The 15,146-nt window shown below is 52.7% G+C and carries 16 protein-coding genes; 14 read left to right on the top strand and 2 right to left on the bottom strand.

All coding sequences use genetic code 11. The features are described 5' to 3' along the window. Positions 1-99: 99 nt before the first annotated feature. The 9 genes from hfq to rlmB all read left to right on the top strand — a co-directional run bounded on the left by hfq (position 100) and on the right by rlmB (position 10,069). Entirely contained in the window at positions 100-411 is a 312-nt protein-coding gene (hfq, locus tag EB241_RS11700) for an RNA chaperone Hfq (protein ID WP_124233349.1), read from the top strand. Between the two features lie 199 nt (positions 412-610). After that, positions 611-1,891 carry a ribosome rescue GTPase HflX gene (gene hflX / locus EB241_RS11705; protein WP_124233350.1) on the top strand — a complete coding sequence of 427 codons (1,281 nt, stop codon included), beginning with the start codon at positions 611-613 and terminating at the stop codon, positions 1,889-1,891. A gap of 66 nt (positions 1,892-1,957) precedes the next feature. Further along, positions 1,958-3,181 carry an FtsH protease activity modulator HflK gene (hflK, locus tag EB241_RS11710; protein WP_124233351.1) on the top strand — a complete coding sequence of 408 codons (1,224 nt, stop codon included), beginning with the start codon at positions 1,958-1,960 and terminating at the stop codon, positions 3,179-3,181. 3 nt (positions 3,182-3,184) lie between these two features. After that, complete coding sequence (gene hflC, locus EB241_RS11715) at positions 3,185-4,195, top strand: protease modulator HflC (RefSeq protein ID WP_124233352.1); 1,011 nt, start codon at positions 3,185-3,187, stop codon at positions 4,193-4,195. Between the two features lie 394 nt (positions 4,196-4,589). Then, a complete protein-coding gene (locus EB241_RS11720; RefSeq protein ID WP_124233353.1) occupies positions 4,590-4,793 on the top strand; it encodes a DUF2065 domain-containing protein in 204 nt (67 codons plus the stop codon). 127 nt (positions 4,794-4,920) lie between these two features. Beyond that, positions 4,921-6,219 carry an adenylosuccinate synthase gene (locus EB241_RS11725; RefSeq protein WP_124233354.1) on the top strand — a complete coding sequence of 433 codons (1,299 nt, stop codon included), beginning with the start codon at positions 4,921-4,923 and terminating at the stop codon, positions 6,217-6,219. Between the two features lie 180 nt (positions 6,220-6,399). Then, entirely contained in the window at positions 6,400-6,843 is a 444-nt protein-coding gene (gene nsrR, locus EB241_RS11730; RefSeq protein ID WP_124233355.1) for a nitric oxide-sensing transcriptional repressor NsrR, read from the top strand. Positions 6,844-6,862: 19 nt separating this feature from the next. Then, on the top strand, positions 6,863-9,319 hold the full coding sequence (rnr, locus tag EB241_RS11735; protein WP_124233356.1) for a ribonuclease R: 2,457 nt from the start codon (positions 6,863-6,865) through the stop codon (positions 9,317-9,319). Between the two features lie 15 nt (positions 9,320-9,334). After that, positions 9,335-10,069: a 23S rRNA (guanosine(2251)-2'-O)-methyltransferase RlmB gene (gene rlmB / locus EB241_RS11740; protein ID WP_124233357.1), complete on the top strand. Its 735-nt coding sequence runs from the start codon at positions 9,335-9,337 to the stop codon at positions 10,067-10,069. A gap of 4 nt (positions 10,070-10,073) precedes the next feature. Here the strand turns inward: rlmB and bsmA are convergent, their stop codons facing one another. Both bsmA and EB241_RS11750 read right to left on the bottom strand, forming a co-directional pair. Then, the gene (gene bsmA / locus EB241_RS11745; protein ID WP_124233358.1) at positions 10,074-10,403 is read right to left on the bottom strand and encodes a biofilm peroxide resistance protein BsmA; all 330 of its coding nucleotides are present in this window, start codon (positions 10,401-10,403) and stop codon (positions 10,074-10,076) included. A 187-nt stretch (positions 10,404-10,590) separates the two neighbouring features. Then, entirely contained in the window at positions 10,591-12,525 is a 1,935-nt protein-coding gene (locus EB241_RS11750; RefSeq protein ID WP_124233359.1) for a methyl-accepting chemotaxis protein, read from the bottom strand. A gap of 145 nt (positions 12,526-12,670) precedes the next feature. On the opposite strand from EB241_RS11750, the gene yjfP reads away from it, so the two are divergent. The 5 genes from yjfP to rplI all read left to right on the top strand — a co-directional run bounded on the left by yjfP (position 12,671) and on the right by rplI (position 15,075). Further along, positions 12,671-13,423 (top strand): esterase, encoded by a 753-nt coding sequence (gene yjfP / locus EB241_RS11755; RefSeq protein ID WP_124233360.1) that lies wholly within the window; start codon positions 12,671-12,673, stop codon positions 13,421-13,423. Between the two features lie 212 nt (positions 13,424-13,635). After that, a complete protein-coding gene (gene rpsF, locus EB241_RS11760; protein WP_124233361.1) occupies positions 13,636-14,028 on the top strand; it encodes a 30S ribosomal protein S6 in 393 nt (130 codons plus the stop codon). A 6-nt stretch (positions 14,029-14,034) separates the two neighbouring features. Further along, positions 14,035-14,352 carry a primosomal replication protein N gene (gene priB / locus EB241_RS11765; protein ID WP_124233362.1) on the top strand — a complete coding sequence of 106 codons (318 nt, stop codon included), beginning with the start codon at positions 14,035-14,037 and terminating at the stop codon, positions 14,350-14,352. A gap of 4 nt (positions 14,353-14,356) precedes the next feature. Further along, the gene (gene rpsR / locus EB241_RS11770) at positions 14,357-14,584 is read left to right on the top strand and encodes a 30S ribosomal protein S18 (RefSeq protein WP_000135199.1); all 228 of its coding nucleotides are present in this window, start codon (positions 14,357-14,359) and stop codon (positions 14,582-14,584) included. A gap of 38 nt (positions 14,585-14,622) precedes the next feature. Next, positions 14,623-15,075, top strand: a complete 453-nt coding sequence (rplI, locus tag EB241_RS11775; protein ID WP_124233363.1) for a 50S ribosomal protein L9 — start codon at positions 14,623-14,625, stop codon at positions 15,073-15,075. Positions 15,076-15,146 lie beyond the last annotated feature (71 nt).

The following is a 15,146-nucleotide window of genomic DNA, read 5'->3' on the forward strand; positions in this document are numbered from 1 at the left end:
TGTGTACAATTGATACGTTATAGTGCGCGAATTTTTAGGCAGTATTTCAGGGCAAAGGCCCTCAGGTAGTAAACAACAAACATATAAGGAAAAGATAGAATGGCTAAGGGGCAATCATTGCAAGATCCGTTCCTGAACGCACTGCGTCGTGAACGTGTTCCGGTTTCGATCTATTTGGTAAACGGTATCAAACTGCAGGGGCAGATCGAGTCGTTTGATCAATTTGTTATTTTATTGAAGAACACGGTGAGCCAGATGGTTTACAAACACGCTATCTCTACCGTTGTTCCGTCCCGTCCGGTTTCCCATCATAGTAATAATGCGGGTGGCGGGAGCAGTAACTATCATCATGGTGGCAGTAATCAGGGGGCTTCTGCTCAGCCTCAGCAAGACGGTGAAGACGCAGAGTAAGTACTGTTTTTTCAGGACGGGTCATACTGAGTTTCATCCTCCCGTCCTGATTATCTTCCGTTCGTCCGGTCTGGCCCATCACCATCAAGGTGGGTGAGACCATGCTCTCAATACGTTATTTAATACGCATTTGACTCTGATTTTTACACGGTGTGGCCATCGCGCAGCAGTTGCAACAAGGTTCTGAGAGGTTACAAGTTTGTTTGACCGTTATGATGCTGGTGAACAGGCCGTACTGGTGCATATCTATTTTTCCCAGGAAAAAGATACCGAAGATCTACAGGAATTTGAAAGCCTGGTATCTTCTGCGGGCGTTAACGCGCTGTGTGTGGTAACAGGCAGTCGCAAGGCGCCACATCCCAAATATTTTGTTGGCGAAGGAAAGGCGGTTGAGATTGCTGAAGCGGTGAAAGCCAGCGGTGCATCTGTCGTACTCTTCGATCATTCCCTAAGTCCTGCCCAGGAGCGCAATCTGGAAGCGTTGTGCCAGTGCCGTGTCATCGACCGTACTGGTTTAATCCTGGACATTTTTGCCCAGCGTGCGCGGACCCATGAAGGTAAATTGCAGGTGGAACTGGCTCAGCTTCGCCATCTTGCCACGCGCCTGGTTCGCGGTTGGACGCACCTTGAACGCCAGAAAGGGGGGATTGGTCTTCGTGGACCGGGGGAAACTCAGCTGGAAACCGATCGCCGCTTACTGCGTAACCGAATCACCCTGATCCTCTCACGTCTTGAACGCGTGGAGAAGCAGCGCGAGCAGGGCAGGCAGGCCCGTAATAAAGCGGATGTACCCACCATTTCGCTGGTCGGCTACACCAATGCGGGTAAATCAACCCTGTTTAACTGTCTGACATCGGCAGACGTGTATGCTGCCGATCAGCTGTTCGCTACGCTGGACCCGACGCTTCGTCGGCTGGATGTAGCTGATGTGGGTGAGGTGGTACTGGCTGATACGGTGGGTTTTATCCGTCATCTGCCGCATGATCTGGTCGCCGCTTTTAAAGCGACCTTACAGGAAACCCGTCAGGCAACGCTACTGCTGCATGTGATTGATGCGGCGGATTTGCGCATTAACGAGAACATCGCGGCGGTGGAAGATGTACTGACAGAGATCGAGTCTGATGAAATCCCCACCCTGCACGTGATGAATAAAATCGACATGCTGGAGGACTTTGTTCCAAGGATTGATCGTAACGAAGAGAATTTGCCTGTTCGCGTATGGCTGTCCGCGCAAACGGGCGAGGGCATTCCCCTGTTGTTCCAGGCGCTGACCGAGCGGCTGGCAGGAGAAATTGCCGAATATGCATTACGTTTGCCGCCTGAAGCAGGGCGGTTACGCAGCCGTTTTTATCAGTTGCAGGCGATTGAAAAAGAATGGAATGACGATGATGGTAGCGTAGGCCTGGCTGTACGTATGCCTGTTGTCGACTGGCGGAGACTGTGTAAACAGGAGCCTGAGCTGGTGAATTACATTGTTTAGCCGATTTTGCCTGATGCCTGTCCCTGCCTGGGGCAACACCGCACACACTATTAATGGAGTATAAACATGGCGTGGAATCAGCCCGGTAATAACGGACAAGACCGCGACCCGTGGGGAAGCAGCAATAATCAAGGCGGCAACTCCGGGGGTAACAAAGGGGGACGCGACAAGGGGCCTCCTGATTTGGATGATATTTTTCGCAAGCTGAGCAAAAAGCTGGGCGGTTTTGGCGGCGATAAGAGTGGTGGGCAGAAAACCCCAGGTTTTGGTGGCCGGGCGATCGGTTTCGTGGTGGTTGCTGCCGTGGTGATTTGGGCAGGGAGTGGTTTCTATACCATCAAAGAAGCAGAGCGTGGGGTGGTAACGCGCTTTGGTAAATTCAGTCATCTGGTGGAGCCAGGCCTGAACTGGAAACCCACCTTTATCGATCGGGTCCGGGCGGTAAATGTTGAAGCCGTTCGTGAACTGGCCGCGTCAGGCACGATGCTGACGTCGGATGAAAACGTCGTGCGGGTGGAAATGAACGTGCAGTATCGCGTGACTAACCCGGAACGCTATTTGTTTGCGGTGACCAGTGCAGATGACAGCCTGCGTCAGGCCACCGACAGCGCATTGCGCGGAGTGATCGGCCGTTCCACCATGGACCGTATTCTGACTGAAGGCCGTACCGTGGTTCGTAGCGACACGCAACGTGAGCTGGAAGAAACTATTCGGCCATACGACATGGGTATTACCCTGCTTGATGTCAACTTCCAGGCTGCACGTCCACCGGAAGAGGTGAAAGCGTCGTTTGATGATGCAATTGCCGCACGGGAAAACCGTGAACAGTATGTACGTGAAGCGGAAGCTTATGCCAATGAAGTTCAGCCACGGGCGAATGGCCAGGCGCAGCGCATCCTGGAAGAGGCGCGCGCTTATAAAACCCGTACTGTGCTGGAAGCGCAGGGTGAGGTTGATCGCTTCGCAAGGATCCTACCGGAGTATAAATCTGCTCCGCAGATCACCCGTGAACGTCTGTATATTGAAACTATGGAGCGGGTGCTCAGCCATACCCGTAAAGTGCTGATAAACGACAAGGGTAACAACCTGATGATGTTGCCACTGGATCAGCTAATGCGTGGTCAGAACACGACGAAAACCAGTACTCCGCAGGACAGCAGTAGCAATAATCTGCTCCGTATGCCTCCGGCCAGCAGCAGCGGCAATTTTTCGAACATGTCTGCCAGTTTCATGGATCAGCGTCGGGCAAATGCTCAGCGCAGCGATACCCAGCGCGCAGGGGGGGAGTAAGCGATGCGTAAGCCATTAATCATAGTGCTGATTGCTGTACTGGTGGTGCTGTATACGTCACTGTTTGTTGTACAGGAAGGCCAACGCGGGATCGTGATGCGTTTCGGCAAGGTTGTACGTGATGGTGAAAATAAGCCACTGGTGTATGAGCCGGGTCTGCACTTTAAGATCCCCTTCATGGAATCGGTCCAGTCACTGGATGCCCGTATTCAGACCATGGATAACCAGGCAGACCGCTTTGTGACCAAAGAGAAAAAAGACCTGATCGTTGATTCTTATATCAAATGGCGGATTAGCGACTTCAGTCGTTACTATCTGGCGACAGGCGGTGGAGATGTTTCTCAGGCTGAAGTGCTGTTGAAGCGTAAGTTCAGTGACCGGCTCCGTTCAGAGATCGGACGTCTTGATGTAAAAGAGATTGTCACTGATTCCCGAGGGCGTTTAACCACGGATGTCCGGGACGTACTCAACGCCGGAAGTGCCGGTCAGGATGACGAGGTAGCGACACCGGCAGCAGATGATGCTATTGCCTCTGTAGCCGCCCGTGTGGATCGAGAGACGACCGGTAAAGAGCCTGCGGTTAATCCGAACAGTATGGCGGCGCTGGGTATTCAGGTGGTGGATGTCCGTATAAAACAGATCAATCTGCCGACCGAAGTGTCAGATGCGATCTACAACCGTATGCGCGCAGAACGTGAAGCGGTCGCGCGAAGCCAGCGCTCACAGGGGCAGGAAGAGGCAGAAAAACTGCGGGCAACGGCAGACTATGAAGTCACCCACACCCTGGCAGAAGCTCAGCGTACCGCACTGATCACCCGTGGTGAAGGGGATGCTGAAGCGGCTAAATTGTTTGCTGATGCGTTCAGCCAGGACCCGGATTTTTACGCCTTTATCCGCAGCCTGCGTGCTTATGAAAACAGTTTCAGAAGCAATCAGGATGTGATGGTACTCAGCCCGGACAGCGACTTCTTCCGCTTTATGAAATCGCCAGCGAGCAGTATCAACAGTCACTGATCGCGCTGGCAGTGACATCAGCCGGGAATAGCGATATTCCCGGCTTTTTTATATCTGGTCGGGGCAACCATATTCCCGATATCGTCCCTTTACTGCCAGCAGATGACTGAACTGGAGGACCCGCCAGCCTTTTTTAGTGGGAGATTTATTCAGGGATAAATGCAGCGCCAGCAAAACAGTGTCCTGAACCGGTCTTTTGGTATCCACAGGTCAAGCATGCAGCCTGTGTTCTCAGCGCGTTTTTATTCTGCCGCCTGCGGTGCCAGTTTCTTTTTGGTAAAAACAGGAATGAAGCCTTAGCGCAACGCTTTGAAGAAATCTTTCATTTTCTCCGGGCAGAACGCCGGAAAGCCGTGGCATACTGTGGCTCTTTTTTCCAGACCCTTATCGTTCTATGAAAACAACTATATGGATGGCACTGGCATTGGTGCTTATTTTGGAAGGGCTTGGCCCGGTGCTGTTCCCGCGTATCTGGCGTCGGTTCATTCTGACAATGGCACAGTTACCGGATGCGCTTCTGCGTCGTTTTGGCGGTGGGCTGGTCGTGGCGGGTGCCGTTATATACTACATGGTCAGTGTCCGTAACGGTGGCAGTTAAATGTAAAATCGCGCGTTTAGCGTACTCACTGCACCAGCAAAAAAGTACGCAATCGTATACTAAAAGAGCTGAAAGACGATTTTTACGATGGTAGAATCCATTTTTAAGCAATCGGTGATTTGGATAAATGGGTAAGAACGTTGTCGTACTGGGCACCCAATGGGGTGACGAAGGTAAAGGTAAGATTGTTGACCTCCTGACGGAACGTGCAAAATATGTTGTGCGCTATCAAGGCGGCCATAACGCTGGCCATACGCTAGTCATCAACGGTGAGAAAACCGTCCTCCACTTAATTCCCTCTGGCATCCTGCGTGAAAACGTCACCAGCATCATCGGCAACGGTGTGGTGTTGTCTCCTGCGGCGCTGATGAAAGAGATGAAAGGTCTGGAAGAACGCGGTTTCCCTGTGCGCGAACGTCTGTTCATTTCTGAAGCCTGTCCGCTGATTCTGGAATATCACGTTGCGCTGGACGTTGCGCGTGAAAAAGCACGTGGCGCGAAAGCGATAGGTACCACCGGACGCGGAATCGGTCCGGCTTACGAAGATAAAGTTGCCCGCCGTGGCCTGCGTGTGGGCGATCTTTTCAACAAGGAAGGTTTCGCCGCCAAGCTGAAGGAAGTGATGGAATATCATAACTTCCAGCTGGTGAACTACTACAAAGAAGAGGCGGTCGATTACGACAACGTGCTCAGTGATATGATGGCGGTAGCCGATATCCTGACCGGCATGGTCGTTGATGTTTCTGAACTGCTGGACAACGCGCGTAAAAATGGCGACCTGATCATGTTCGAAGGTGCCCAGGGCACGCTGCTTGATATTGACCACGGCACCTATCCTTACGTGACTTCTTCCAATACCACCGCGGGTGGCGTGGCAACCGGTTCAGGAATCGGTCCTCGTTACGTGGATTACGTACTGGGTATCGTTAAGGCTTACTCTACGCGCGTTGGTGCAGGTCCTTTCCCCACCGAGCTGTTTGATGAAACCGGTGAGTTCCTGTGTGCGAAAGGTAACGAGTTTGGTGCCACCACGGGACGGCGGCGTCGCACTGGCTGGCTGGATGCGGTTGCGGTACGTCGTGCGGTGCAAATTAACTCTCTTTCTGGTTTTTGCATGACTAAACTGGATGTGCTGGATGGCCTGAAAGAAGTGAAAATCTGCGTGGCCTACCGGATGCCGGATGGCCGTGAAGTGACCACAACCCCACTGGCGGCGGAAGGTTGGGAAGGTATAGAGCCGGTTTATGAAACCATGCCTGGCTGGAGTGAAAACACCTTTGGTGTGAAGACCCTTGAAGGTCTTCCGCAGGCTGCGCGCGACTATATCAGGCGCGTTGAAGCGGTCACGGGTGTACCGGTAGATATTATCTCTACTGGCCCGGATCGTAGTGAGACGATGATTCTGCGTGACCCGTTTGACGCCTGATGCCATCTTCAAGGCCGGACTTGTCCGGCCTCACTCCATGAACGCTTTCCTTCCCTGACTCGCCTGCTTAAATAAAATGCCCCGACCGGGCAGGCTGGTTTATCATCATTTTTAACCTACTCATTTTTAGCGGATTATGGCAGTGTCGCTGGTATCGATGCTCCGGCTTTTGAGGTAACTGTGCAGCTAACAAGTTTTACCGATTATGGTTTGCGTGCGCTGATTTTTCTGGCGGCGCTGCCTGACGGTAGCATGACCAGTATTACTGAAGTGACAGCCGCTTATAGCGTGTCGCGTCATCATATGGTCAAAATTATCCATCAGCTTAGTCGGACAGGCTATGTGTCTGCTGTACGGGGGAAAAAGGGTGGTATTCGGTTGGGAAAACCCGCCAGTCAGATTGTGATTGGTCAGGTCGTACGCGATCTTGAACCGTTGCAACTGATCCAATGCCACAGTGATTTTTGCCACATTACTTCTGCCTGCCGTCTGAAGATGGTGTTACAGGATGCGGTGCAGGCTTTTCTTGCCGTGCTGGATGATTACACGCTGGCAGATATGGTTGCTGATAACTATCCGCTCTACCAATTATTGCAGATTGAAGCACCTTCAATCCGCAGCTGATGACAACGGAGGAACCGCTATGTCAAAAGATCCTTTTCAGGAACGGGAAGCTGAAAAATATGAAAATCCCATCCCCAGTCGCGAATATATCCTTGCTCATTTAGATAAACGCGAAAAACCCGCCAACCGTGAAGAGCTGGCGGCAGAACTCTCTGTTTCCGGTGAAGAACAGACAGAAGCGTTACGCCGCCGCCTGAGGGCTATGGAGCGTGACGGACAGCTGGTGTTCACCCGTCGGCAGTGCTACGCGCTGCCTGAACGTCTTGACCTGCTGCGTGGCAAGGTGATCGGTCACCGTGATGGCTTCGGTTTTTTGCGCGCGGAAGGCAGCAAAGACGATCTGTACCTCTCTGCTGAGCAGATGAAAATGTGTATGCACGGCGATGTGATCCTGGCTCAGGCGATGGGTGCCGATCGTAAAGGTCGCCGTGAGGCGCGTGTGGTACGCGTGTTGGAACCACGCACTAACCAAATCGTTGGCCGCTACTTCACTGAAGCAGGGGTCGGCTTTGTCGTGCCTGATGACAGCCGCCTCAGCTTCGATATTTTGATCCCGCAGGACGCATTGAACGGCGCCAGGATGGGGTTTGTCGTGGTAGTGGAACTGACACAGCGGCCCACTCGCCGCAGCAAGGCGGTGGGTAACGTCGTGGAGGTGCTGGGTGATAATATGGGCACCGGTATGGCGGTCGAAATGGCGTTGCGTACCCATGATATTCCTCATGGCTGGCCGGAGGCGCTGCAAAGTCAGATTGCCAGTCTGAAAGAAGAGGTGCCGGAAAAAGCCAAGGTTGGGCGGGTGGATCTGCGCGATCTGCCGCTGGTCACCATCGATGGTGAAGATGCCCGTGATTTTGATGATGCCGTATTCTGCGAAAGAAAACGTGGAGGAGGCTGGCGACTGTGGGTAGCTATCGCGGATGTCAGCTATTACGTCCGTCCGGGTACGCCGCTGGATGATGAAGCGGTGAACCGGGGAACCTCGGTTTACTTCCCGTCGCAGGTGGTGCCTATGTTGCCGGAGGTGCTGTCGAATGGTCTCTGCTCGCTAAACCCTCAGGTTGACCGCCTGTGCATGGTCTGTGAAATGACAATTTCCGCTACCGGTAAGCTGACAGGCTACAAACATTATGAAGCGGTGATGAACTCCTGGGCGCGTCTGACGTATAACAAAGTCTGGAGCATCCTCCAGGGCGATCAGCCGTTGCGTAAACAGTATCAGCCGCTGGTAAAAGATCTTGAAGAGTTGCACCGTATGTATCTGGTGCTGGAAAAGGCCCGCGAGCAGCGTGGCGGCATCTCGTTTGAGACCGATGAAGCGAAATTCATCTTCAACGCCGAACGTCGTATTGAACGTGTTGAACAGATTTCCCGCAATGATGCGCACAAGCTAATTGAAGAATGCATGATCCTCGCCAATATTGCGTCAGCACGTTACGTTGAGAAGAATAATGAGCCAGCCTTGTTCCGCGATCATGACAGGCCCAGCGAGGAAAATATCAAAAGCTTCCGCTCGGTGCTGAATGAGCTTGGACTGACGCTGGGCGGAGGTATTAAGCCGCATCCACTTGATTATGCTGAACTGCTGACCCGGATCGCCAGTCGCCCTGATGCGGAAATGCTGCAAACTATGCTGCTGCGCTCCATGAAACAGGCGGTGTACGACCCGGAAAACCGGGGGCACTTCGGCCTGGCGCTGGCGTCATACGCGCACTTTACTTCGCCTATCCGCCGCTACCCAGACCTGCTGTTACATCGCGCAATCAAATATCTGCTGGCGAAGGAAAATGGCACGCTGGAAGGCAATACCACGCCAACCGGCGGCTTCCATTATGATCTGCCACAGATGTTGCAGTTTGGTCAGCACTGCTCGATGACCGAACGCCGGGCCGATGAAGCCACCCGCGACGTGGCCGACTGGCTGAAATGTGATTTTATGCAGGATCAGGTAGGTGAAACCTTCACCGGTGTGATCTCAAGCGTTACTGGCTTCGGCTTCTTTGTTCGCCTGACCGATCTGTTTATCGATGGGCTGGTGCATGTCTCCACGCTGGATAATGATTACTACCGTTTTGATGCGGTCGGACAGCGGCTGATCGGAGAGTCGGGAGGTAAAACTTACCGCCTGGGTGATGCGGTTGAGGTTCGGGTTGAGGCCGTGCATATGGATGAGCGCAAAATTGATTTCGCGATGATTTCCAGCTCACGTAAACCGCGTGGTGAAGGTAAAACTGAACGCGATCGCGCTAAAAAAGACACCGCGTCACCGCAGGGCAAACGTCGTCGTAATCAAAGTAAAAAGGTGAATTTTGAGCCGGACAGCGCCTTCCGTTCTGGCAACGAGCAACAGAGCGCCGGCGCGAAAAAAGAGAGAAAGGCGAAAAAACCGTCGGATAAAACCCGTAAAATTGCCTCGGCCACCCGCTCGAAGCGTGCGGCTAAAAAGACATCTGATACCGCCGTTAAAAATGACTAACTGAGTAACCGATTAATGAGTGAGATTGTTTTTGGAATCCATGCCGTAAAGGCGCTGCTGGAGCGTGATCCACAGCGCTTTCAGGAAGTGTTTATTCTCAAAGGCCGCGATGACCGCCGCCTGCAGCCGTTAATTAAGGCGCTGGAAGCGCAGGGAATAGTGATCCAGATGGCCAACCGTCAGTGGCTGGATAATCAGGTGGAAGGCGGCGTACATCAGGGGATCGTGGCGAAGGTAAAAGCGGGTCGCCAGTATCAGGAAAATGATTTGCCGGACTTGCTTTCAAGCCTTGAAACACCGTTATTACTGATCCTTGATGGCGTGACCGACCCACATAATCTGGGTGCCTGCCTGCGTAGCGCTGATGCGGCCGGGGTGGATGCGGTTATTGTCCCACGCGATCGTTCTGCCCAGTTGAATGCCACGGCGAAGAAAGTGGCCAGCGGCGCAGCCGAAAATGTCCCCTTGATCCGCGTAACGAATCTGGCACGAACCATGCGCCTGTTGCAGGAAGCGAACATCTGGATCGTCGGCACAGCGGGAGAAGCCGATCACCACCTTTACCAGTGCAAAATGAGTGGCCCAATGGCGCTGGTGATGGGAGCAGAAGGTGAAGGTATGCGCCGTCTGACCAGAGAGCATTGCGATGAGCTGATTAGCATTCCAATGGCTGGCAGCGTCTCTTCACTGAATGTTTCTGTCGCCACCGGAATTTGCCTGTTTGAAGCGGTACGTCAGCGGAAAGGCTGAGGCTTTACGGATGTTTGCTGGTAGCAGCCACGGCTCCCCCATAAAGGACCGCCGTGGCATACCAGTAACCGGGCACCGCCGTTTCGCTAACCAGCTGGACCAGATACCAGTTTGCGCCTGCTGCATTGGCTTTTCCGGCAATTGCGCGTAGCGCATCGTCAGGAGACCCCCTTACACTCACGCTAACCGTGCCCATTCGCTGTAAATTGACGCTTTGTGCACGATTGATCTCCTGTGCCTGAGTGGTGGCAGGCGGCGGCGATGCTGGTCTGACGGTGAACGAACCACAGCCGCCAGTCATTAACAGCAGCAATGAAAAAAGTAACTGACGCATTCTTGTTTCTCACCGGTGAGATAGCTCAAGTGTAAGAGCCTGTTCCGCGGGCTATTGTCCTTGCCATTTTGACTCCAGGCCGTGTTCGCCATCCTCACGCACGGCCTGTACGTTTCGTTGACTGTGCCCAAGCTGGCCGCGACAATTACGCCTGCCAGGACAGACTCTGTATTATTCCACATCATTATTACGCTTTTACGGTAAAAATTTGTACCAATTGACCAAGGTGATGCCCCTTGCGGCTCAGTTCCTGTGCGGTCTGTTCGGACCTGGTGATAAGCTCGCTGCTTTGATGCGTTGCCAGGCTTATTTGAGTTATTGCCTGATTAACCTGGCCAATCCCGGCTGACTGCTCTTTTGATGCAGTATTAATTTCACTCATCAACACTTTCACCTGTTCAATACGGCCAACAATATTGTCCATTTCCTGGCGAGTCTGGCCGGAAAGATCGTGCCCCATGGCCACTTTACTCAGTGAGTTTTCAATCAGGCCATCAATTTCTTTCGCTGCCTGGGCACTACGTTGTGCCAGTGCGCGAACTTCTGCTGCCACCACCGCAAACCCTTTCCCGTGTTCACCTGCCCTCGCTGCTTCCACTGCCGCATTCAGCGCCAGAATATTGGTCTGAAAGGCTATTGATTCAATAACCTGTGTGATATCAGCAATACTTTGCGAGGCGTTTTTGATGTCGCTCATTGTCACCACAGAGCGGGAAACGGTGGTCCCCCCTTTTTCCACTGCGGTAGCGGCTTCATCAACCAGCGTTAACGCCTGCGCCACGTTAGCTGCATTCTGTGCCACCGTAGCGTTCAGTTGCTCCATTGCGGCAGACGTTTGTTCAACGCTGCTGGCCTGACGGGAGATTTGTTGGCTGATGTTTTCACTACCTTGTGCAATGTTACTGGTGCCATCATTGATATCCTGGGCAGTTTCACGGACCTGCGACACGATACGTTCGAGTCCGTCTCCGATGCCGTTAATTGCGACAATCAGTTGTCCTACCTCATCGCTGCGGCGGGTTTCCAGAGTCGCTTGCAAATTGCCTGCCGAATACTGGCGAGCCAGCTCAATCACCTGCTGAAGTGGCCTGCTCAGCCAGCGGCGGATGGTGACCACAAAACAGAACGCAAACAGTGCAACCAGTGCTGCACCGATCAACAGAAACAGGTTTCGAATATGCTGAATGGGTGCCAGCAGGCTTGCCTTGCTTATTTCTGCGAGGATAACCCAGCCCAGTTCCGGTAAATGGTGCCAGGCGATAATCTGTGTATTGCCGTTTTCGTCTGCCGTCTCAATAGTTCCCTGCTCCTGATTTAACAGCTGTTGTTGCAGTGAATCTGGCCAGGTAGGGGACTTGCCCTCCTGCGTTGAGTGAAAAACATACTTTCCGTAGCTTTTGCCTTTGGCATCGCTGATAACGATAAACTGCCCGCTGTCGCCCAGTTTCTTCGAAATGACTTTTTCACGAAGCAGGGCAAATTGTTTGGTGATGTCCAGACCGACGAAGATGACGGCAATAACGTTACCGGTGCTGTCTTTCACCGGCTGGTATTGGCTGATATAGCGTTTGCCAAACAGCATGGTGACGCCCCGGTAAACTTCGTCATTACGCATTTTATCCCAGGCTGGGCTGCTATGATCCAGGCGGGTACCGACAGCGCGTTCGCCGTCCTCTTTGCGCAGTGAGGTGGAAACGCGGATAAAGTCGTCACCCATTCGGACAAAAATAGTCGAGATTGCCCCTGTTCTTTGCTGGAAATCGTCGACCAGCACCTGATCAAGATTCAGGGTTTTCAGGCCAGCTCGCAGGGTCGGTGTTTGTTCATTGCCTACGGGAATGATTTGTGAGCTATCAACAGAAAAGCGTTTGGGCAAAAAGCTTTGAAACAGTGCCGTATAATTCGTCACCTCTTCAATTAATGAACTGTTAAAGATGGACGCCATATCGCCAATGCCATTAACCTGGTTTTCCATGTTTTGCAGCGTCAGCACTTGCAATTGCTTTGCTGAATTCTGGCTCAGAGCCAGTGTTAAAACCAGGAACAGAACGGCCACGGTCACTGAGGTGATGACCGACAATTTGACGCCGAGGCTCCAGCGATGAAAGGATAATTTGTTCATATTTTGGCCTGTTACCATCTGTAGAGCGGATATAACGGTTAACGGCAATCCCGTTAAAACATTTAGCAATCAATTTTGTGAGCAGGGCTATAGACTGGGCCTGTGATGGTGTTGACGGTGATGAAAACCTTACTGGGGAGAGGCGATGATTGAAATCAACATGGAAACTTTTGCGGGTATTGAATGCCTGCATGCTTCACCGGTGGGGCAACGCCACCACCCTTTGCCGACCATTCTCTTCTTTCACGGGTTTACGTCTTCAAAAGAGGTTTACTCCTGGTCCAGTGTCGCGCTGGCTATGGCCGGATTCCGCGTGATCCTGCCCGATGCCGATTTGCATGGTGCCCGCCATAACGGCAATGATGAGCAGCGGCTGGGGCATTTCTGGGAAATCCTGCGTAGCAATATTGATGAAGTGCCGTTGCTGGAGGCGGCATTGCGTGAGCAGGGACTGGTTGCACAGCAGCGGATCGCGCTGGCGGGTGCGTCGATGGGGGGGATGACGGCGCTGGGTGCGATGGCACGTTATCCGCGTTTTGCCTGCGCTGCCTGTTTGATGGGCTCAGGATATTTTATGTCGCTTTGTCAGACGTTATTCCCGCCGGGAGTGGCGGACACAACGTCTGCACAGCAAGACGTTGTGTGCGGACGAACCGCAACGCTTGCCGAATATGATATCCGTAAGCGTCTGGAAAAGGTTGCCGACCGACCGCTGTTGGTCTGGCACGGTGACGCTGATGAACTGGTGCCGGTCACTGAGAGCCTGCGTTTGGAAAAAGACCTGCGGGAAGCGAAGCTCAACGACAATCTGCATATGGTTATTGAGAAGGGCGCCGGGCATCGTATTACCCCAACGGCGCTGACAGTGCTGGTGACATTCTTTCAGCAACATCTGTAAAGGTTTCGGGCCGGAAACTGAACCTGCCGCTCTCTGGCGGCAGCACGGTAAAATAATTTGCCCCCACAGCTAAATTGACCTTGAGTTATCCCACCTGCGTCAGTAAGATTACGCGTCAATTTTTTCAGCCGTACAAACATACACGTTCCTTGCTTCCATGGGCCGCGGCTGACCCTGACAGGAGGCTGAATAATCCGTAAGGAGCAAATTCGATGCGTCATTACGAAATCGTATTTATGGTTCATCCTGACCAAAGCGAACAGGTTCCTGGCATGATCGAGCGTTACTCTGCCACCATTACTGGTGCTGAAGGTACGATCCACCGCCTGGAAGACTGGGGCCGCCGTCAACTGGCTTACCCGATCAATAAACTGCACAAAGCGCACTACGTTCTTCTGAATGTTGAAGCGCCGCAGGAAGCGATCGATGAGCTGGAAACAAACTTCCGCTTCAACGACGCCGTTATCCGTAGCATGGTTATGCGCGTTAAGCACGCGGTAACTGAAGCATCTCCGATGGTTAAAGCGAAAGATGAACGCCGTGAGCGTCGTGACGATTTTGCTAACGAAACCTCTGATGATGATGCTGGGGATTCTGAAGAGTAATTGACCGTGGCGGATAACAGGCTGACGCTCTCTGGCACCGTGTGCAAGACGCCAGTTCGTAAAGTCAGTCCGTCAGGTATTCCACACTGCCAGTTCGTGCTTGAGCACCGTTCCGGGCAGGTGGAGGTCGGTTTCACCCGACAGGCCTGGTGCAGAATGCCGGTGGTTATCAGCGGCAATACACATCAGGCGATTACTCAACGTATAACGGTCGGCACGCATCTCACTGTTTCAGGATTCATTAGCAGCCATCAGGGGCGCAATGGGCTGAATAAAATTGTGTTGCATGCCGAGCAGATTGAATTGATAGATTCTGGAGACTAGCCAAATGGCACGTTATTTCCGTCGTCGCAAGTTCTGCCGTTTCACCGCGGAAGGCGTTCAAGAGATCGATTACAAAGATATCGCAACGCTGAAAAACTACATCACTGAAAGCGGTAAGATTGTACCAAGCCGTATTACCGGTACTCGCGCAAAATACCAGCGTCAGCTGGCCCGTGCTATCAAGCGCGCGCGTTATCTGTCCCTGCTGCCGTATACCGATCGTCATCAGTAACGGCTTCTGTCCATTAACGACTTTAAGAGGATAAGGTAATGCAAGTTATTCTGCTTGATAAAGTAGCAAACCTGGGCAGCCTGGGCGATCAGGTTAATGTTAAAGCGGGCTATGCCCGTAACTTCCTGGTGCCACAGGGTAAAGCTGTTCCTGCTACCAAAAAAAATGTTGAGTTCTTCGAAGCACGTCGTGCAGAGCTGGAAGCCAAACTGGCTGACGTGCTGTCTGCTGCTAACGCGCGTGCTGAGAAAATCAATGCACTGGGCAATGTGACCATCGCATCTAAAGCAGGTGATGAAGGTAAACTGTTCGGTTCCATTGGTACTCGCGACATCGCTGATGCGGTTACCGCTGCTGGCGTTGATGTTAGCAAGAGCGAAGTTCGCCTGCCGAACGGCGTTCTGCGCACCACCGGTGAGCATGAAGTGGACTTTCAGGTTCACAGCGAAGTCTTCGCTAAGCTGACTGTAAACATCGTTGCTGAAGCTTAACAGCTTTAGTTTCGTAGAAGAAACGCCGGCCCTGGGCCGGCGTTTTTTTTTACCTACTCAGATTACCCCGA

It is taken from the genome of Erwinia psidii (assembly GCF_003846135.1).
Taxonomy (GTDB): domain Bacteria; phylum Pseudomonadota; class Gammaproteobacteria; order Enterobacterales; family Enterobacteriaceae; genus Erwinia; species Erwinia psidii.

Bases quoted from the DNA above. Each gene is read 5' to 3' on its own strand.
- hfq (WP_124233349.1), top strand. From the start codon at position 100: ATGGCTAAGGGGCAATCATTGCAAGATCCGTTCCTGAACGCACTGCGT.
- hflK (WP_124233351.1), top strand. From the start codon at position 1,958: ATGGCGTGGAATCAGCCCGGTAATAACGGACAAGACCGCGACCCGTGG.
- hflC (WP_124233352.1), top strand. From the start codon at position 3,185: ATGCGTAAGCCATTAATCATAGTGCTGATTGCTGTACTGGTGGTGCTG.
- EB241_RS11720 (WP_124233353.1), top strand. From the start codon at position 4,590: ATGAAAACAACTATATGGATGGCACTGGCATTGGTGCTTATTTTGGAA.
- EB241_RS11725 (WP_124233354.1), top strand. From the start codon at position 4,921: ATGGGTAAGAACGTTGTCGTACTGGGCACCCAATGGGGTGACGAAGGT.
- rnr (WP_124233356.1), top strand. From the start codon at position 6,863: ATGTCAAAAGATCCTTTTCAGGAACGGGAAGCTGAAAAATATGAAAAT.
- rlmB (WP_124233357.1), top strand. From the start codon at position 9,335: ATGAGTGAGATTGTTTTTGGAATCCATGCCGTAAAGGCGCTGCTGGAG.
- bsmA (WP_124233358.1), bottom strand. From the start codon at position 10,403: ATGCGTCAGTTACTTTTTTCATTGCTGCTGTTAATGACTGGCGGCTGT.
- EB241_RS11750 (WP_124233359.1), bottom strand. From the start codon at position 12,525: ATGAACAAATTATCCTTTCATCGCTGGAGCCTCGGCGTCAAATTGTCG.
- yjfP (WP_124233360.1), top strand. From the start codon at position 12,671: ATGATTGAAATCAACATGGAAACTTTTGCGGGTATTGAATGCCTGCAT.
- rpsF (WP_124233361.1), top strand. From the start codon at position 13,636: ATGCGTCATTACGAAATCGTATTTATGGTTCATCCTGACCAAAGCGAA.
- rpsR (WP_000135199.1), top strand. From the start codon at position 14,357: ATGGCACGTTATTTCCGTCGTCGCAAGTTCTGCCGTTTCACCGCGGAA.
- rplI (WP_124233363.1), top strand. From the start codon at position 14,623: ATGCAAGTTATTCTGCTTGATAAAGTAGCAAACCTGGGCAGCCTGGGC.